Genomic DNA, 17388 nt, shown 5'->3' with positions numbered 1-17388 from the left:
CCTCGGCCCATGTTCAAACCCGTCCCCGTGGCCATCGGCCTGCGCTACCTGCGGGCCAAGCGCCGCAACGGCTTCATCTCCTTCATCTCGCTGGCCTCGATCCTCGGCATCGCCTTGGGCGTCACCGTGCTGATCACCACCATGGCGGTGATGAGCGGGTTCCAGAAGGAGATCCGCGACCGCCTGCTGCAGTTCGCCGCCCACGCGACCGTAGTCGCCGACGGCGTGCCGATGCAGGATTGGCAGCACGCGCTGGACGTGGCGGTCGCCGACCCGCGCGTGGCGGGCGCGGCGCCGTTCATCGAGACCGAGGCGCTGCTGTCGGGCCCGCGCAAGCAGCCGGCGATGGTGCGTGGCATCGTGCCGGCGCTGGAGGACCAGGTGTCGGTGCTGTCCGAGAAAATGAAGCGCGGCTCGGCCACCTCGCTGGCCGACGGCAGCTACAACATCCTGCTCGGCCAGGAGCTGGCGTTGTGGCTGGGCGTGGACGTGGGCGACCAGGTCACGGTGATGCTGCCGGAGTTCCAGGGCTCGCCGATGGGCGCGATGCCACGCTACAAGCGCTTCACCGTCAGCGGCGTGTTCGAGGCCGGCTACAACGACATCGATCGCGGCCTGGCCGTGGTCAACATGGCGGACCTGCAGCGGGTGCTGCGCATGGACGGCGCCAGCGGCGTGCGCTTGATGCTGCACGACATGAACCAGGCCTACGAGGTGGCGCGCGACCTGGCGCTGAAGCTGCCCGGCTACTACCGGGTCAGCGACTGGACCCGCGAGAACGCCAACCTCTACCAGTCGCTGAAGATGGAAAAGACGGTGATGGGCATCCTGCTGTCGCTGATCATCCTGATGGGCGCCTTCACCCTGGTGAACTCGCAGGTCATGCTGGTCACCGACAAGCAGGCCGACATCGCGATCCTGCGCACGCTCGGCCTGACCCCGGGCGGGGTGATGCAGGTGTTCATGGTCCAGGGCACGCTGATCGGCATCATCGGCACGGTGCTGGGCTTCATCGGCGGCGTGACCCTGACCTGGAACCTGGAACGGATCCTCGACGGCATCGAAGCGCTGTTCAACGTGACCCTGCTGCCGGAGGACGTGTACTACATCACCGGCCTGCCGACCGACATGCAGACCAACGACGTGGTCCTGACCCTGGTGGTGGCGCTGGTGATGAGTTTCCTCGCCACCCTGTACCCGGCCTGGCGCGCCGCGCGCACCCAGCCGGCGGAGGCGCTGCGCTATGAGTGAGAACCCCAACGCCACCGGAGCGGGCACCGTGCACGAATCCAGCGAGGCGCTGCGCGCCGAAGGCCTGGGCAAGACCTACGCCGAAGGCAGGATGAAGACCCACGTGTTCGACGGCCTGGACCTGCACGTGAACGCGGGCGAGACCGTGGCGATCGTCGGCGCCTCGGGCGTCGGCAAGAGCACCCTGCTGCACCTGCTCGGGGGCCTGGACACGCCCAGCGCCGGCGAGGTCTACGTGGCCGGGCAGAAGATGTCGACGCTGTCGGACGCGCAGCGCGGCCGCCTGCGCAACCGCGCGCTGGGATTCGTCTACCAGTTCCACCACCTGCTGCCGGAGTTCACCGCGCTGGAGAACGTGATGATGCCGGTGCTGCTGGCAGGCGGCGAAGTCGACGATGCGCGCGCGCGCGCCGGCGCGCTGCTCGAGGCGGTGGGCCTGGGGCATCGCCTCGGCCACAAGCCCGGCGAGCTGTCCGGCGGCGAGCGGCAGCGTGCGGCGGTGGCGCGCGCGCTGGTCAACCGTCCGGCCTGCGTGCTCGGCGACGAGCCGACCGGCAACCTCGACGAGAAGACCGCGGCCACGGTGTTCGAGCTGATGCTCGAGCTCAACCGCGCCCAGCGCACCAGCCTGGTCCTGGTCACCCACGACCGGCGCCTGGCGCGCCGGCTCGATCGGGTGCTGGAGCTGCACGAGGGCAAACTGCGCGAGCTGTCGCCGCACGACCTGCAGGCCGCCTGACTGTCCGGGCGGCGCCCCGATGCCGGGGTGGAACGCTTCGGCGGCAGTCCGCTTGCCAGGCGCCCGCGCTGCGACGGGGCCATCGCGCGTGGCCTGGCCCGAAGTCGCACGACGCTCCCGCCGCGTCCGCCGCAATCCTGGTAGCCGGGGAGCAGGCGGCCCGCGCCGGCATCGCTAGGGGGCCGGCTCGTCCGCCACCACCACCGGCGCCACGGGCGCGCGTGGCATCAGGATCCACAACGCCACGTAAGTCACCAGGCCACAGCCCAGGCCCACGGTGGTGGCGATGAACGCCACCCGCCACAGCCAGGAAGGCACGGGCGTGTGTTCGCCCAGGCCGCCGCACACCCCGCCGAACCATGCGTCGCGTCGCGACCGCTGCAGTTCCCTGAAATTCCACTCCATCGCCGCCTCCCGCCGGCGGCGTGGCGCCGGTCCGCAGACAGCGTGGCCGCTCGCGCGGCCGCCCGCCGTCGGACGATGCCGCGACGCGGCGTAGGAAACGGCGCATCGGCGTGCCAACCGCCGCGCACGCGTCAGCCCGGGCCCGCGTCCGAGCGATCCAGGTGGCCCAGTGGCCGCCCGGGTGCCACCCGGTCGCGCACGCGCCGCTTGAGTTCGGCGATGTCCGGGAAGCCGCCGTCGGCTGCCCGCGACCAGACCGCCGCCCCGTCGACCCGTACCTCGAAGATGCCGCCGTCGCCGGGGCATAACGAGAGCGAAGCGATCTCCCGCTCGAAGGTGGTCAGCAGTTCCTGCGCCATCCACGCCGCGCGCAACAGCCAGCGGCAACGGGTGCAATAGACGATCTCGATCCGGTGCATCAGGTCGGGTCCTCGGGGGCGTCGGCGGCCGCCGGCGCCTGCGACCCACGGCCGCCGCGCCCGATGGTCGCCGCGGGCCCGCCAGCGCGTCCAGTGGGAAGCCCGCGGAGAAGTCCGAGCCATCGGCACAGGCTTGTCCGATCGCCGGCGCCGGGCCGGCGGCGGCACGATGGAACACGACGGCTTCAGGGACGAAGCGGCGATGAACGATCCGGGCGAGGGCAGGAGTGCGGGCGTGTGGCCGTGGTTGGGCGATGGCTGCGGCCGGCGCCTGCCGGTCCGTGCGCCGCGGGCACGCACCAGGCGGCCGCAGGCGGGAGGCGCGCGGGAGGCCGGAGGGTGGTCGTGAGCGCCGCTGGCTCGCTCGACCATAGGTCGAGCGATCGCGCTACCGCGGCCGCCACGGTGCCGCCTGCCCTGGGCCCGGCCTGCGTGTGCGGCCTGCTCGCCGGAACGGTGACCTGCCTGTTCCTCCCCTGGCTGGTACCTGCGGCAGCGGGTGGGCTCCTGCTGCTCGCCGGCCTGGCCGGCTGGGCGGCGCGCTGGCGCGGACGCGCGTTGGCCGCGGGATTGGCAGGTGCCGGCTGGGTGGTGCTGCACGCCGGCTGGGCACTGGGCAGCTGGCTGCCGCCCGCCTGGGAGGGACGCGAGTTGAAAGTGACCGGCCAGGTGCTGGGCCTGCCATCGCACGAGGCCCGGCGGACCCGCTTCGAGTTCCGGATCGATGGGGACGCACCCGCCCCGGTCGCGGGACGGCGGGTGCGACTGGCCTGGTACGACGACTTCGGCGCGACCGGTCCTGGGCCGCGGCTGGGCCTGGAGCCGGGCGCGCGCTGGAGCTTCCCGCTCAAGCTCCGCGCGCCGCACGGACTGGCCAATCCCGGGGGCGCCGACGCCGGTCGCCACGCCCTGGCCCAGCGCATCGCCGGCACCGGCTACGTGCGCAACCCGCAACTGGCGCGCGAACTGGCGCCGGCAACGGGGCTGGATGCCTGGCGTGCGCGGATCGCCTCCCGGATCGACGCGCAGGTGCCAGCGGCCTCGTCGCCATTCGTGCGCGCGCTCGCGCTGGGCGATACCCGCGGCCTGGATGACGGTGACTGGGAAACGCTGCGCGCGGTGGGGCTCACCCACCTGGTCGCGATCTCCGGTTTCCATGTCGGCCTGGTCGCCGGGTTCTGCGCCTGGCTGGCGATGGCCGGGTGGTGGCTGTGGCCGCGGCTGGGCCTGTTCCTGCCGCGCCCGCATGCCGCTGCGCTGGCCGCGATGGCCGGTGCCGCCGGCTACGCGGCGGTCGCCGGCTTCGCCCTGCCGACCGTGCGTACCGCGCTGATGATCGCGGTGGTGGCCGGCGCGCGCCTGGCGCGCCGGCCGCTGGGCGCCTGGCAGGCGCTCGCCCTGGCGCTGCTGGCAATCCTGCTGTTCGATCCGCTGGCCGTGCTGCAGGCGGGCTTCTGGCTCAGCTTCGCCGGGGTGGCCTGGCTGGTCTGGTGCCTGCCCACCGAAGGCGGCCGCCGTTGGCTGCGCGATTTCCTCTCGGCGCAGGGCGTGGCCACCCTCGGCCTGTTGCCGCTGGGGGCGGTGCTGTTCCTGCAGGCGTCGCTGGCCGGACCGCTGGCCAACCTGCTTGCGGTGCCGTGGTGGAGCCTGGTGGTGGTGCCGCTGTCGCTGCTGGGCACGGCGCTGGAAGCCGTCCATGACGGCGCGGGAGCATGGGCCTGGCGTGCGGCCGGCGCGTGCTTCGCGCCGAGCTGGCAGTTGTTCGAACGCATGGCGGCCAGCCCCTTCGCCCTGTGGTGGCTGCCGGAGGCCGAAGCGTGGGCGCTGCCGGTGGCGTTGCTCGCGGCATTCTGGCTGATGTTGCCGCGCGGGGTTCCGGGCAAGGGCCTGGCGCTGCTGCTCTGGTTGCCGCTGCTGTGGCCGCCGCGGGAGCTGCCCGCCCCGGGTGGGGTCGAGTTGCACGTGCTGGACGTGGGGCAGGGGCTCGCGCTGGTGGCGCGGACCTCGCGCCACGTGCTGCTCTACGACGCCGGGCCGGCCGTGCACGATGGCTGGGATGCCGGTGAGCGGGCGGTGGTGCCGGCCCTGCGCGCGCTCGGCATCACCCGCGTGGACCGGGCGGTGCTCAGCCACGGCGACCTCGACCATGCCGGCGGCTGGCCCGCGATCCAGCGGACGCTGCCGACAGGGTCGTCGTCGGGGCCTGAAGGGGGCCCGGTGCAGGTGGATCGTCCCTGCAGGGCAGGAGAAGGCTGGGAATGGGATGGGGTGCGCTTCGCCTTCCTGCACCCCACCGCGCATTTCCCGTACCTGCGCAACGAGTCCAGCTGCGTGTTGCGGATCGAATCGGCCCACGGCGCAATGCTGCTCACCGGCGACATCGGCGAGGTGGTGGAGCGGCGCCTGCTGCGCGACCCGCGGCGCCTGCGCGCCGAGGTGGTGGTGGTCCCGCACCATGGCAGCGACGAATCGTCTTCCGGCGCCTTCGTCGCCGCCACCGGGGCACGCCTTGCTCTGGTCTCGGCCGGCCGCGGCAACCGCTTCGGGCACCCGCGCGAAGCGGTGGTCCGGCGCTGGCGCCACCACGGCGCCGAGGTGCTGGCGACACCGCGATCCGGTGCGATACGGGTCTGGCTCGACGCCGATGGCCTGTCGCTGCGGGAGCGCCGCGCCTGGCGTCGCCGCCTCTGGTATCCCGACGACCCGCCGCCCTAGCCGCCGATGCACAACCGGCCGTGCCTGCCCGGCCTTCGCCTGCGCGCCGTCGCCAGCTCCCGTGTCGGCGAACCCCGGAAGCCGCGCCGGATCGGGCCAGGCGACTGCCGGCGGACGTCCCATGTGGCGCCGCGCCCGGTCGCGGATGCCCGACGCGCCCCTGCCGCGGCGGCGCATGCGCCGTCCACGGTTAACGTGCGCCGGTCCTCAGCCCCGGCGCGCCGGGCTGGCGCCGGGGCCGTCTTTGCCGTCATCCTTACGCCTCGTCGATAGGGCCCGGTGCCGGAGGTGGTTCAGGTGTGGGAGCTGGTCAAGGCCGGTGGATGGCCGATGCTGCCGTTGCTGCTGCTGGGCGTGGCGGCCCTGGCGATCATCCTGGAACGGCTCTGGAGCCTGCGTCGCGCCGAGGTCATGCCGCCGAAGCTGGGCGAGGAAGTCCGCAACTGGGCCGCGCGCGGCCAGCTCGACCCGGCCCACATCGAGTCGCTGCGCCGCAACTCGCCGCTGGGCGCGTTGCTGGCCGCGGCCCTGGACGTGCGCCACAAGCCACGCGAGGTGGTCCGCGAGCGGCTCGAGGACACCGGCCGGCACCTGGTCTTCAGGATGGAAAAGTTCCTCAGCGCGCTCGGCACCATCGCCTCGGCCGGTCCGCTGCTGGGACTGCTGGGCACCGTGGTGGGCATGATCCAGATGTTCCTGGGCATCCTCGACCATGGCCTGGGCGACGTGAACCAGCTGGCCGGCGGCATCGGCAAGGCGCTGGTGTGCACGGCGACCGGCATGATCATCGCGGTGCCGGCGCTGATCTTCCACCGCTTTTTCCGCAGCCGCATCGCCGGCTACGTGATCGAGATGGAGCAGGAGGCCACGGCACTGCTCGATGCCCTGGACACCGCCCGCCCGGCGCCGCAGGTGTCGCCGGCCGCGGCCGCGCAGGCGGCGGCCCGCGTGGCCGGCGCGCGCCCGGCGCCGCCCGCACCGGCCCGCGGCTGAGCCTGCCATGCGCATCCGCGACCAGCGCGCCTACGACGAGCCCGGGATCGACCTGGTCCCGCTGATCGACGTCATCCTGGTGCTGATCATCTTCTTCGTGATCACGACCACCTTCGACGTGCGCTCGACCCTGCAGCTGCAGTTGCCGGTGGCCAGTCCCCAGGCACCGCCGCCGGCGCGCACGCTCAACATCATCGTCAACGCCGACGGGCGCTACTTCGTCGGCGAGCGCGAAGTGCTGCAGACCGGGATCGAGGCGGTGAAGCAGGCGATCGTGGAGTCGGCCGGCGAGGACCGCGAACTGCCGGTGATGCTGCGCGCCGACGCGCGCACGCCCTACCAGGCCGTGGTCACCGCGCAGGACGCGCTGGCGCAGCTGGGCTTCCGCCGGATCGCCATCGCCACCGCTCCGGAGACGACATCCGCGGCGTCGCCGGAGCCGCAGCCTTGAGCGACCGGCATCCCCCGGTCTGGCCGATCTACCGGCGCCTGCTGGGTTACACGGGCCGCTACTGGCCGTTCCTGGCCGCGGCGCTGGTCGGGATGGTCATCGAGGCGATCGCCGGCGGCAGCTTCGTGCGCCTGATGAAGCCGCTCACCAACAATTTCGTCGAACCCTCGGCCCGCGACGCGGTGTTGCTGCCGCTGGCCATCGTCGGCCTGTTCGTGCTGCGCAGCCTGGCCACGTTCGTCACCGACTACGGCATGGCCCGGACCGGCCGCAGCGTGGTGCGCGACCTGCGCGAGCAGGTCCTGGCCAAGTACCTGCGCCTGCCGTCGACCCAGTTCGACGCCGAGTCCACGCCGGTGATGGTGAGCCGGCTCAATTTCGACACCGAACAGGTCACCCAGGCCAGCTCGGACGCGCTCAAGACCCTGGTCACCGACAGCCTGACCATCGCCTACCTGCTGGGGTTGATGCTCTGGGCCAGCGTCAAGGTGACCATCGCCATGCTGCTGGTGACGCCGCTGATCGGCGTGATCGTGTGGTACGTGGGCAAACGCTACCGCCGGATCAGCGGCGGCATCCAGGATGGCATGGGCCGGATGGCGGCCAGCGCCGAGCAGTCCCTGTCGGCGCAGCAGGACGTCAAGATCCATGGCGCGCAGGCGCTGGAGATCTCCCGCTATGCCGCCCTCGCCAACCGCATCCTCGGCCTGAACATGAAGGTCGAGAGCACCCGCGCCGGCGCCTCGGCGATGACCCAGCTGCTGGCGGCGCTGGCGCTGGCGGCGATTGTCTGGGTCGCCGCGCACGAGGCCCAGGAGGGGCGGCTGGACGCCGGCGATTTCGTGATGCTGATGACGGCGATGATGGCGATCATCCCGTCGCTGCGGCGGATCACCAGCGTGCAGACCGCCATTTCCCGCGGGGTGGCCGCGTCCGAGCGCCTGTTCGCGATCCTCGACGCCGAGGAGGAGGCCGACGCCGGCACGCGCACCCTTGGCCGAGCGCGTGGCGAGCTGGTGTTTGACCGCGTGAGCCTGCGCTACCGCGACCAGCCCGGTTTCGCCCTGGACGACATCAGCTTCACCGCCAAGCCCGGCACGGTCACCGCGATCGTCGGCCGCTCCGGCAGCGGCAAGACCAGCCTGGTGCGGCTGGTGCCGCGCTTCTACGAGCCCAGCAGCGGCCATATCACCCTCGACGGGGTGGAGCTGCACGACTACCGCATGGCCGACCTGCGCCGGCAGATCGCCCTGGTCGGGCAGAAGGTGATGCTGTTCGATGACACCGTGGCGGCCAACATCGCCTATGGCGCCGAAGCCAGCCGCGAAGCGATCCGCGCGGCGGCCGAGGCCGCCAACGCCTGGGAATTCATCGAGCGGTTGCCGCACGGCCTCGACACCCACATCGGCGAGAACGGCGCGCTGTTGTCCGGCGGCCAGCGCCAGCGCCTGGCGATCGCCCGGGCGATCCTGCGCGACGCGCCGATCCTGATCCTTGACGAGGCGACCGCCGCCCTGGACAACGAGTCCGAGCGCCTGGTCCAGGATGCGCTGCACCGGCTGATGCCCGAACGCACGACGCTGGTCATCGCCCACCGTCTTTCCACCATCGAGCATGCCGACCAGGTGCTGGTGCTGGACCACGGGCGGCTGGTCGAGCGCGGCAACCACGCGCAGTTGCTGGCCGCGGGGGGACTGTATGCCCACCTGCATGGCGCGCAGTTCCGCGAGCGCGGCGCCGGATGAGGCCGGGGGCGAGGCGGACGGCATGAACAAGGGGGCTCCACGGACACCAGGCTGGTGGTTCGGCGACGCCGCGGTGCCCGCGTGGGCACGCCTGCTGGCGCCGCTCTACGCCGGCGTGACCGCACTCAGGCGGCGGCTGTACCGCCGCGGCCTGCTGCGGCAGCGCAGGGCCGAGGTGCCGGTGGTGGTGATCGGCAACCTGGCCGCCGGCGGCGCCGGCAAGACCCCGTTGACGATCGCGGTGGTGCAGAAGCTGCGCGAGGCCGGCTGGCGGCCGGGCGTGGCCAGCCGCGGCTACGGCCGGCGCGACGATGCGACGCCGCTATGGGTCACCGCCGAGACCCTGCCGCAGGACGGCGGCGATGAACCGGTGCTGGTCGCGCGGCGCCTGCCGGTCCCCGTGCGCGTGGACCGCGACCGCGCCGCGGCCGCGCGCGCGCTGGCCGAAGCCGGCTGCGACATCGTCGTCTGCGACGACGGCCTGCAGCACTACCGCCTGGCGCGCGACATCGAGATCGAGGTGATCGATGGCAGCCGCCGCTACGGCAACGGCCGGATGCTGCCGGCCGGACCGCTGCGCGAGCCGGTCGAGCGCGGTCGCTGCTGCGATTTCCGCGTGGTCAACCTGGGCCATGGGGCCGGGCAGGGCGGCACCGGCTTCGGCGAGTGGCCGATGCACCTGCAGGCGCGCGCCGCGCTGCCGATCGCCGGCGGGCGCCCGCGCGCACTGGCCTCGTACATCGGCATCCGCGTGCATGCGGTGGCCGGCATCGGCAACCCGCAGCGGTTCTTCGACATGCTGCGCGCGCTGGGCGTGGGCGTGGTGCCGCACGCGTTCGCCGACCACCATGCGTATCGCCCCGAGGACCTGCAGTTCGGCAACGACCTGCCAGTGCTGATGACCGAGAAGGATGCGGTCAAGTGCGCCCCGTTCGCCGATGCGCGCTGTTTCGCCGTGCCGGTCGACGCGGAACTGCCCGCGGCCTTCTGGGTGGCGCTGCTGGACCGGCTCGACCGGCTTCGCTGACAGGCCCTCTGCTGCGGGCAAGAGGGGAGAATCCGAGAGGGGAATCGGCGCCCGACCGAGCCCCTGGTCGCCGGCGCATTGCCGGCCCTCGTCGTTCCTTCGGTGGATTCTGCCGGGCAGGTTCTGCAGCGGATGTGTCGTGGCACCCGCCGCCCGGGGGCCGATGTGGGCCCGTGCCCCCGGAAGGCGGCGCGCCAGCGCCGCCCTGGCGGGGGGAGGCCCGCCGCCACGCCCCTACAATGCCGCTTCGCCATGGAGGATCCGATGGACCCGCAGATCGATTTCGTCGTCGCCGTGCCGGCGCGCTATGCGGCCAGCCGCCTGCCCGGCAAGCCGCTGCGCCTGCTCGGCGGCGAGCCGCTGGTGCTGCACGTGGCCCGGCGCGCGCTGGAGGCCGGCGCGCGCGAGGTGTGGCTGGCCACCGACGACGAACGCGTGGCCGCGGCGGTCGCCGGCACCACGGGCGTGCGCGTGGCGATGACGTCGCCGGCCCATGCCTCCGGCACCGACCGCCTGGCCGAGTGCGCCGCGATCGCGGGCTGGGACGACGATACCGTGGTGGTGAACCTGCAGGGCGACGAGCCCTTCGCCCCGGCCAGCGGTATCACCGAAGTGGCGCGCGCACTGGTCGGCAGCGGCGCGCCGATGGCGACCCTGGCCGAGCCGGTGGCGGAGGTGGAAACCCTGTTCGATCCGAACACGGTCAAGCTGGTCCGCGCCGCGTCCGGCGATGCGCTGTATTTCAGCCGGGCGCCGCTGCCCTGGCCGCGCGATGCCTTCGCCCGCGACCGCAGCGTGTTGCCGGCCGGCGGCCACTGGCTGCGCCACATCGGGATCTACGCGTACCGTGCGGGTTTCCTGCAGGTGTTCGCGCGGATGCCGCCGGGCCGACTGGAACAGGTCGAGTCGCTGGAGCAGTTGCGGGTGCTGGAAGCCGGGCACCGCATCGCGGTCGCGCTGGCGCCGGCACCGTTCCCGCCGGGGGTCGACACGCCCGAGGACCTCGATCGCGCCGAGGCGCGCCTGCGCGGCGCCGCCGCATGAGTGCCGGGCCGACGCGCCTGCTGGTGGTATGCCTGGGCAACATCTGCCGTTCCCCGCTCGCCGAAGGCGCGTTGCGTGCCCGCATCGAAGCGTCGCCGCTGGCCGGGCGGGTGATGGTCGATTCGGCCGGCACCGGCGGCTGGCACGCCGGCGAGCCGCCGGACCGCCGCGCGATCGCCTGCGCGCGCGGGCATGGCGTGGACATCGCCGGCCTGCGCGCGCGCCAGTTGCGCGCGCGCGACTTCGAGGACTTCCACTGGCTGCTCTGCGCCGATGCCGACAACCTGCGCGACGTGCGCGCCCTGGCGCCGCCAGGAGCACGCGAGCGCACCGCGCTGCTGCTGGACTGGGCCGGTACGGTGCCGCATGGCGAGGTGCCCGACCCGTACTACGGCGACGGCAGCCACTTCGAAGGGGTCTGGCAACTGGTCGATACGGCGGCACGGGCGGTCGTGGACCGCCTGTCCGCGCGGCCGGCGTCCGGCATAATCAGGCCATGAACGCGGCCATCCTCCAGGAACTGCCCCGCGAACTGCCCTGGCTCAACGCCCCGGCGGCCTCGCTCCACGAGTTGCGCGGCCGGCCGGTCGTGCTGGCCTTCGTCAACGCCGCCTCGGCCTGGTGCGCGCAACGCCTGGCCGAGCTGGCGCAGTGGCAGGCGCGCAATCCCGGCCGCCTGCAGGTGCTGGTGGTGCAGGTGCCGCGCTTCGACAGCGAACGGGTGCCGCAACGCTCGCTCAAGCTGCTGCGCCGGCTGGGGGTGGCATCGCCGGTCCTGCTCGACGCCGACTGGGCCGCCTGGCAGCGCTACGGCATCGAGGCCTGGCCGACGCTGCTGCTGGTCGATGCCGACGGGCGCGAGCGCGAACGCATCGTCGGGCTGGGCGGGGACATGGAGCGGGCGCTCTTCGCCCTGGTGGAGGGCCTGCCCCCTCCACTCGAGGAGGACCTGACCACGTCCGAGACCGCGCCCGAGCCGCGCCTGACCCTGCGTTTCCCGGCGGGCATCGCCGCCAGTGCCGACCGGCTGTACATCGCCGACAGCGGCCACCACCGCATCCTCGAATGCAGCCACGGCGGTCGCATCCTGCGCCAGTTCGGCCTGGGGACCGCCGACTTCATGGACGGCCCCGGCGACCAGGCCGCGTTCCACCGCCCGCAGGGCCTGGCCCTGGAGCGGGAGCAGCTGTTCGTCGCCGACACCGGCAACCATGCGTTGCGCCGGATCCAGTTGCGCACCGGGCAGGTCGACACGCTGTGCGGCAACGGCCGCCCGGGCGATCCGGTCGAGGGTCCGGTCAATCCGGCCGCGCGCGGGCCGCTCAACCACCCGCTCGCGCTGGCCGTGGCCGGCAACCAGGTGCACATCGCCAGCGCCGGCGACAACCGCATCTGGAGCTGCGACCTCGGCCGCACCGAGCTGCACCTGCGCGCCGGTTCCGGGCGCCTGGACGTGCGCGACGGCAACGCGATGATGGCCGCGTTCGCCCAGCCGGCGGGCCTGGCCGCGGTGCAGCAGGCGCTGTACGTGTGCGATGCGCTGGGCTCGGCGGTGCGCTCGCTGCAGTTGCGCAACGACCTGGTGCAGACCCTGGTCGGGCAGGGGCCCTGGGAGTTCGGCGACGCCGATGGTCCGCGCTCGAGCGCGCGCCTGCAGCACCCCCTGGGAATCGCGCTGAGCGCCGATGCGCCGCTGCTGTGGATCGCCGACAGCGGCAACGGGATGCTGCGGACCCTGCGCCTGGGTGGCGGCGAATTGAGCACGGTCGAACTGCCGCGACGCCTGCACGGGCCCACCGGGCTGGCGATCGCCGGCGGTGCGGTCTGGATCGCCGAGACCGACGCCCACGGCATCCTGCGCTACGACATCGCCGGCGGCACCCTGGAAGACGTGTCGATCAGCGAATGAGCGAGGCGGTGGGCGATGCGGCGGCGGGCGGGTTCGACGGCAAGGCGTTCGTCGCGCAGCTGAGTACCGCCCCGGGCGTGTACCGCATGTACGCCGCCGACGGCAGCCTGCTCTACGTGGGCAAGGCCGGCGCCTTGAAGCGCCGCGTCGCCAGCTACTTCGGCAACACGCCCAAGACCGCGCGGATCCACGCCATGGTCGCGCAGGTGGCGCGGATGGAGGTCACGGTCACCCGCACCGAGGCCGAGGCGCTGCTGCTGGAGAACCAGCTGATCAAGTCGCTGGCGCCGCGTTACAACGTCTCGCTGCGCGACGACAAGAGCTATCCGTACGTGCTGCTCACCCAGGAACGCTGGCCCCGGCTGGCCTTCCATCGCGGGCCGCGCGCGGTGCCAGGGCGCTATTTCGGTCCTTACGCCAGCGCCGGCGCGGTGCGCGAGACCATGGACCTGATGCACAAGCTGTTCCGCCTGCGCAGCTGCGAGGACAGCGTGTTCCGCAACCGCAGCCGGCCGTGCCTGCAGTACCAGATCGGGCGTTGCAGCGCGCCCTGCGTGGCCCTGGTGGAGGCCGACGCCTATGCCGAGTCGGTGCACCGCGCCTCGCTGTTCCTGGAGGGCCGCAGCGACGAGCTGGGCGAGGAACTGGCCGGGGCGATGGAGGCGGCCAGCGCGCAGCTGGAGTTCGAGCAGGCCGCGCGGCTGCGCGACCTGCTGGCCACGTTGCGCGGCCTGCAGGCCCGGCAGTACGTGGACGGCCACGCGGCCAACCTGGACGTGCTGGCCTGCGCGATGCAGGGCAGCGCCGCCTGCGTGCTGCTGCTGGCGTTCCGCGACGGGCGCAACCTGGGTACGCGCGCGTTCTATCCGCGCACCAACGGCGAGGACAGCGCCGAGGAAGTGCTGGCCGCGTTCGTGTCGCAGTACTACGCCGAGCAGCCGCCCCCGGCCGAGATCGTGCTCGACCGCGCCATCCCCGACGCGGAGCTGATCGAACTGGCGCTGGCCGAGGCGGCCGGACGCAAGGTGGCGCTGAAATCCAGCGTGCGCGGCGAACGTGCCGGCTACCTGGACCTGGCCCGGCGCAACGCCCAGCTGGCCCTGGCCACCGAGCTCGCGAGCCGTGGAGCGCAGCAGGCGCGCAGCGAAGGGCTACGCGACCTGCTCGGCATGGCCGAAGTGCCGGCGCGGATCGAATGCTTCGACATCAGCCATACCCTGGGCGAAGCCACGGTGGCTTCTTGCGTGGTGTTCGACCCGGCCGGCCCGGTGCGCAACCAGTACCGCCGATACAACATCAGCGGGATCGAACCGGGCGATGACTACGCGGCGATGCGCCAGGCGATCGAGCGCCGTTTCCGGCGCGCGCTGGAGGCCGAGGCCGCTGGCGGGCCGGGGCCGGCGGCCGCCAACGCCGTGCTCCCCGACGTGCTGCTGATCGACGGCGGCGCCGGGCAACTGGCGCAGGCGCGCGAGGCGCTGGCCGACCTGGGCGTGGAGGGCGTGCTGCTGGTCGGCGTGTCCAAGGGCGAGCAGCGGCGCGCCGGCGACGAGACCCTCGTCCTCGCCGATGGACGCGAACTGCGCCCGGGCGCCGCCTCGCCGGCGCTGCAGTTCATCCAGCAGGTGCGCGACGAGGCGCACCGCTTCGCCATCACCGGCCACCGCGGCCGGCGGCAGAAGGCGCGCACGACCAGCCGGCTGGAAGACATCCCGGGCATCGGCCCGCGCCGTCGCGCCGCGCTGCTGCGCCACTTCGGCGGGCTGGGCGGGCTGAAGGCGGCGGGCGAGGAGGAAATCGCACGGGTCGAAGGCATCAATGCCGCGCTCGCCGCGCGCATCTACGCTACCCTGCACGGGCTGGCGCCCCCGGCCGCGAACGGATAGACCCCTCTCGATGAAGTTGACCATCCCGACCTGGCTGACATTGCTGCGGATCCTGCTGATCCCGGTGCTGGTGGTGGTCTTTTACCTGCCGTACAAATGGACCAACTTCGCCTCCGCGGCGGTGTTCATCCTGGCCGCGGTCACCGACTGGCTGGACGGCTGGATCGCGCGCCGCTACCACCAGTATTCGGCGTTCGGCGCCTTCCTCGACCCGGTCGCCGACAAGCTGATGGTGGCCGTGGCCCTGTTCCTGATCGTGCAGGGACACCCCACGCCCTGGATGGCGTTCTGGGCCTCGGTGATCGTCGGTCGCGAGATCGCGGTGTCGGCGCTACGCGAGTGGATGGCCGAACTGGGACAGCGGGCGACGGTGAAGGTGGCTACGATCGGCAAGATCAAGACCGTCGCGCAGATGGTCGCGCTGTCCTGCCTGCTGTACGCGATCAATCCGCGCCATCCCCTGCATCCGGGCACCGACATCTGGCTGGGCGAGCAGATTTTCCACCTGGGCGACTGGCTGCTGGCCGCGGCCGCATTGCTGACCCTGTGGTCCGGCGTCCAGTACCTGCATGCGGCCTGGCCGGCACTGCGCGCCGACGAAAAGGCGGCCACGGAACGGGCCCGCGAAGAAAAGCGGAAACATGGTTGACAGCGTCGCCCGAATCCCTAAAATGCGCGTCTCCCAAGCGGGAATAGCTCAGTTGGTAGAGCGCAACCTTGCCAAGGTTGAGGTCGCGAGTTCGAGTCTCGTTTCCCGCTCCAGACACACGATCCTGCCGTAGCCGCCGGCTTCGGACAGGGCCGAAACCAGACCCCGGCAACGGGGTTTTGTTTTGTCGGGCCGGCGCCAGCGTTTACACTGCGGCGGCGGCCTTGCGCCATCCGGCCTGGTGGCAGAGTGGTTATGCAGCGGACTGCAAATCCGCGTACGCCGGTTCAATTCCGACCCAGGCCTCCATCCGGTACTCCCATCTGGCCCGCGCAAGCGGGCCAGGTGCTTCCCGGGCAATGGGCCGGCCCGCTCACCGCCGCATGCCAGGTGCCCAACGCCGGCTTAACGCACGACTGCCGATCCTCGGCCCGTCCGCACTCCCGCGGCGTGCCTGGAGTCCCGTCATGCGCTGGACCCGCTTCTCGTCACCGCTCGCCATCGCCACCGTGCTTGCCCTGTCCGCCTGCAGCAGCACCCCGGCCGACACGGCGGCCCGTGCGCCGGTCACCCTGAGCTCCGAGCAGGTGACCCTGGAAGGTTCGATCACCCGGGTCGACCGCGCCAACCGGATGGTTACGATCCGCGGCAGCGAGGGAGCCGAGTTGGACGTTTACGTGGATGACCAGGTCCGCAATTTCGACCAGCTCCAGGTTGGCGACCGGGTCGCGCTGGACTACCACCGCGCGGTCGCCGCGCAGATCGAGCCGGCGGGCAGCGCCCAGGTCGGCACGACGGTGGAGCAGGGCGGCAGCCGCGCCGGGGCCGGCAGCCGGCCGGGCGGATCGGCTTCCGAGACCGTCACCCTGGTGGCCGAGGTCCTGGCCGTCGACGCGGCCGCCAGCACCGTGACCCTCAAGGGACCGCGCGGCAACGTGGTCACCCTGGAGGTGCTGCGCGAAGACCTGCGTGCGGCCCTGGCGAGGATCGAGGCCGGGGACCTGCTGCGGGTGACCTTCAGCGAAGCGGTGGCGGTGGACATCCGCCCGCGTCCGCAGTGATCCGATAGCGGCGACGCCGCCCTGCCGGGTCCGCGTTCGCGTGGCCCGGTTCGACCTGGGGCCGGATGCCGTGCCTGCTCAGCGCCGTTGCGGCACCGGCCCGGTCGAGTGGCGGATCTGCAGCTGGTAGGGCAGGCGGACAATGCCGCCCGCACCGTGCCCGCTGATCTCGTCCAGCAACTGGCGCGCGGCGATCCGGCCCATGTCGCGGCTGGGCTGGCGGATGGTGCTCAGGCTCGGCCACACCTGGCGCGACATCGGCGTGTCGTCGAAGCCGAACACCGACAGCTGGTCGGGCACGGCCAGCCCGCGCGCGGCCGCTTCGTAGATCACGCCGCAGGCGGTGTCGTCGTTGGCGCCGAAGATCGCGGTGGGCGGGTCGTCCAGGTCCAGCAGCCGGCGTGCGCCGGCGATGCCGGATTCGAACGAGAACTCGCCTTCGATCACCAGCGCCGGATCCGGTTCGATCCCGGCCTGGTTCAGGCCGTCCAGGTAGCCGGCCAGCCGCCAGGCGCGCGCGCCGTGGCTGCGATGGCCGGTGATGTGGGCGATGCGCCGGTGCCCGAGCGCGACCACGTGGGCCATCATGTCGGCCACCGCCGCGCGCTCGTCCAGGGTGGCGCCGATGCGCGCGTTGTTGCGCTTGGCCGAGATGCCGGCGTAGCGCACGTCCAGTTCGCGCAGGCGGCGGAGCAGGGGCAGGTCGTCGGTCAGCGGCGGGGTCAGCACTAGGCCGTCGGGCCGGTACTGGTTGACCAGGCCCTCGACCGATTCGACGTGGCCACGGCGGCCGAAATCGACGGGGCGCAGGGTCAGGCCGTAGTGGGCCTGCTCGCAGGCGGCCAGCACGCCTTCGATGATCTCCATGATGTAGTTCGACGACGGATTGTCGTAGAGCAGCGAGATCAGGTACGAGCGCCGGCCGGCCAGGCTGCGCGCGGAAGAGTTGGGGCGGTAGCGCAGCTGGCGCGCGGCTTCCTCGACCCTGAGCCGGGTCTCTTCGCGCACGTTGGGCTCGCGGTTGAACACCCGCGAGACGGTCTTCATGGAAACGCCCGCCGCCGCGGCGACGTCCTCGATCCTGGCCCGCATGC

At 72.5% G+C, this 17388-nt stretch carries 16 protein-coding genes and 2 tRNA genes; 15 read left to right on the top strand and 3 right to left on the bottom strand.

The genetic code is table 11. The features are described 5' to 3' along the window. The first annotated feature begins 9 nt into the window (after positions 1 to 9). Together CSC66_RS02055 and lolD are read left to right on the top strand one after the other, a co-directional pair. A complete protein-coding gene (locus CSC66_RS02055) occupies positions 10 to 1251 on the top strand; it encodes a lipoprotein-releasing ABC transporter permease subunit (protein ID WP_162375698.1) in 1242 nt (413 codons plus the stop codon). Then, positions 1244 to 1990, top strand: coding sequence for a lipoprotein-releasing ABC transporter ATP-binding protein LolD (lolD, locus tag CSC66_RS02050; protein WP_162375697.1), 747 nt, complete (start codon positions 1244 to 1246; stop codon positions 1988 to 1990). Before CSC66_RS02055 ends, lolD begins: the two co-directional genes overlap by 8 nt. A 174-nt stretch (positions 1991 to 2164) precedes the next feature. On the opposite strand, the gene CSC66_RS02045 is transcribed toward lolD, so the two are convergent. Next, a complete protein-coding gene (locus CSC66_RS02045) occupies positions 2165 to 2395 on the bottom strand; it encodes a PspC domain-containing protein (RefSeq protein ID WP_162375696.1) in 231 nt (76 codons plus the stop codon). A gap of 131 nt (positions 2396 to 2526) precedes the next feature. Continuing rightward, a complete protein-coding gene (locus CSC66_RS02040) occupies positions 2527 to 2814 on the bottom strand; it encodes an Rdx family protein (RefSeq protein ID WP_162375695.1) in 288 nt (95 codons plus the stop codon). 345 nt (positions 2815 to 3159) lie between these two features. On the opposite strand from CSC66_RS02040, the gene CSC66_RS02035 reads away from it, so the two are divergent. From CSC66_RS02035 to CSC66_RS01975, 13 genes are all read left to right on the top strand, one after another. Then, positions 3160 to 5529: a DNA internalization-related competence protein ComEC/Rec2 gene (locus tag CSC66_RS02035; RefSeq protein ID WP_238394209.1), complete on the top strand. Its 2370-nt coding sequence runs from the start codon at positions 3160 to 3162 to the stop codon at positions 5527 to 5529. Between the two features lie 297 nt (positions 5530 to 5826). Next, positions 5827 to 6522 carry a MotA/TolQ/ExbB proton channel family protein gene (locus CSC66_RS02030; protein WP_202935578.1) on the top strand — a complete coding sequence of 232 codons (696 nt, stop codon included), beginning with the start codon at positions 5827 to 5829 and terminating at the stop codon, positions 6520 to 6522. Between the two features lie 7 nt (positions 6523 to 6529). Continuing rightward, entirely contained in the window at positions 6530 to 6973 is a 444-nt protein-coding gene (locus CSC66_RS02025) for an ExbD/TolR family protein (RefSeq protein WP_162375693.1), read from the top strand. Then, positions 6970 to 8718 carry a lipid A export permease/ATP-binding protein MsbA gene (gene msbA, locus CSC66_RS02020; RefSeq protein ID WP_162375692.1) on the top strand — a complete coding sequence of 583 codons (1749 nt, stop codon included), beginning with the start codon at positions 6970 to 6972 and terminating at the stop codon, positions 8716 to 8718. Before CSC66_RS02025 ends, msbA begins: the two co-directional genes overlap by 4 nt. Before the next feature lie 22 nt (positions 8719 to 8740). Beyond that, the gene (lpxK, locus tag CSC66_RS02015; protein ID WP_162375690.1) at positions 8741 to 9745 is read left to right on the top strand and encodes a tetraacyldisaccharide 4'-kinase; all 1005 of its coding nucleotides are present in this window, start codon (positions 8741 to 8743) and stop codon (positions 9743 to 9745) included. A gap of 264 nt (positions 9746 to 10009) precedes the next feature. Next, positions 10010 to 10789, top strand: a complete 780-nt coding sequence (gene kdsB / locus CSC66_RS02010; RefSeq protein WP_162375689.1) for a 3-deoxy-manno-octulosonate cytidylyltransferase — start codon at positions 10010 to 10012, stop codon at positions 10787 to 10789. After that, positions 10786 to 11289, top strand: a complete 504-nt coding sequence (locus CSC66_RS02005) for a low molecular weight protein-tyrosine-phosphatase (protein WP_162375687.1) — start codon at positions 10786 to 10788, stop codon at positions 11287 to 11289. The genes kdsB and CSC66_RS02005 overlap by 4 nt, the downstream gene beginning before the upstream one ends. Continuing rightward, a complete protein-coding gene (locus CSC66_RS02000) occupies positions 11286 to 12698 on the top strand; it encodes a redoxin domain-containing protein (RefSeq protein ID WP_162375685.1) in 1413 nt (470 codons plus the stop codon). Before CSC66_RS02005 ends, CSC66_RS02000 begins: the two co-directional genes overlap by 4 nt. Then, positions 12695 to 14584, top strand: coding sequence for an excinuclease ABC subunit UvrC (gene uvrC, locus CSC66_RS01995; RefSeq protein ID WP_162375683.1), 1890 nt, complete (start codon positions 12695 to 12697; stop codon positions 14582 to 14584). Before CSC66_RS02000 ends, uvrC begins: the two co-directional genes overlap by 4 nt. 10 nt (positions 14585 to 14594) lie before the next feature. Beyond that, positions 14595 to 15233: a CDP-diacylglycerol--glycerol-3-phosphate 3-phosphatidyltransferase gene (gene pgsA, locus CSC66_RS01990; protein ID WP_162375682.1), complete on the top strand. Its 639-nt coding sequence runs from the start codon at positions 14595 to 14597 to the stop codon at positions 15231 to 15233. A gap of 37 nt (positions 15234 to 15270) precedes the next feature. Continuing rightward, positions 15271 to 15346, top strand: a tRNA-Gly gene (locus tag CSC66_RS01985). Between the two features lie 122 nt (positions 15347 to 15468). Beyond that, positions 15469 to 15542 (top strand) — tRNA-Cys (locus CSC66_RS01980). Between the two features lie 158 nt (positions 15543 to 15700). Next, positions 15701 to 16294: a hypothetical protein gene (locus tag CSC66_RS01975; RefSeq protein ID WP_162375680.1), complete on the top strand. Its 594-nt coding sequence runs from the start codon at positions 15701 to 15703 to the stop codon at positions 16292 to 16294. Positions 16295 to 16372: 78 nt separating this feature from the next. Here the strand turns inward: CSC66_RS01975 and CSC66_RS01970 are convergent, their stop codons facing one another. Then, entirely contained in the window at positions 16373 to 17386 is a 1014-nt protein-coding gene (locus CSC66_RS01970; protein WP_162375678.1) for a LacI family DNA-binding transcriptional regulator, read from the bottom strand. Positions 17387 to 17388 lie beyond the last annotated feature (2 nt).

Source organism: Pseudoxanthomonas kaohsiungensis, assembly GCF_010211765.1.
GTDB lineage: Bacteria > Pseudomonadota > Gammaproteobacteria > Xanthomonadales > Xanthomonadaceae > Pseudoxanthomonas > Pseudoxanthomonas kaohsiungensis.
This window is presented reverse-complemented; position numbering and strand designations above follow the sequence as displayed.

Excerpts from the sequence above, each read along its gene's own strand:
- CSC66_RS02055 (WP_162375698.1), top strand. The coding sequence starts at position 10 with ATGTTCAAACCCGTCCCCGTGGCCATCGGCCTGCGCTACCTGCGGGCC.
- lolD (WP_162375697.1), top strand. The coding sequence starts at position 1,244 with ATGAGTGAGAACCCCAACGCCACCGGAGCGGGCACCGTGCACGAATCC.
- CSC66_RS02045 (WP_162375696.1), bottom strand. The coding sequence starts at position 2,395 with ATGGAGTGGAATTTCAGGGAACTGCAGCGGTCGCGACGCGACGCATGG.
- CSC66_RS02040 (WP_162375695.1), bottom strand. The coding sequence starts at position 2,814 with ATGCACCGGATCGAGATCGTCTATTGCACCCGTTGCCGCTGGCTGTTG.
- CSC66_RS02025 (WP_162375693.1), top strand. The coding sequence starts at position 6,530 with ATGCGCATCCGCGACCAGCGCGCCTACGACGAGCCCGGGATCGACCTG.
- lpxK (WP_162375690.1), top strand. The coding sequence starts at position 8,741 with ATGAACAAGGGGGCTCCACGGACACCAGGCTGGTGGTTCGGCGACGCC.
- kdsB (WP_162375689.1), top strand. The coding sequence starts at position 10,010 with ATGGACCCGCAGATCGATTTCGTCGTCGCCGTGCCGGCGCGCTATGCG.
- CSC66_RS02005 (WP_162375687.1), top strand. The coding sequence starts at position 10,786 with ATGAGTGCCGGGCCGACGCGCCTGCTGGTGGTATGCCTGGGCAACATC.
- CSC66_RS02000 (WP_162375685.1), top strand. The coding sequence starts at position 11,286 with ATGAACGCGGCCATCCTCCAGGAACTGCCCCGCGAACTGCCCTGGCTC.
- uvrC (WP_162375683.1), top strand. The coding sequence starts at position 12,695 with ATGAGCGAGGCGGTGGGCGATGCGGCGGCGGGCGGGTTCGACGGCAAG.
- pgsA (WP_162375682.1), top strand. The coding sequence starts at position 14,595 with ATGAAGTTGACCATCCCGACCTGGCTGACATTGCTGCGGATCCTGCTG.
- CSC66_RS01975 (WP_162375680.1), top strand. The coding sequence starts at position 15,701 with ATGCGCTGGACCCGCTTCTCGTCACCGCTCGCCATCGCCACCGTGCTT.
- CSC66_RS01970 (WP_162375678.1), bottom strand. The coding sequence starts at position 17,386 with ATGCGGGCCAGGATCGAGGACGTCGCCGCGGCGGCGGGCGTTTCCATG.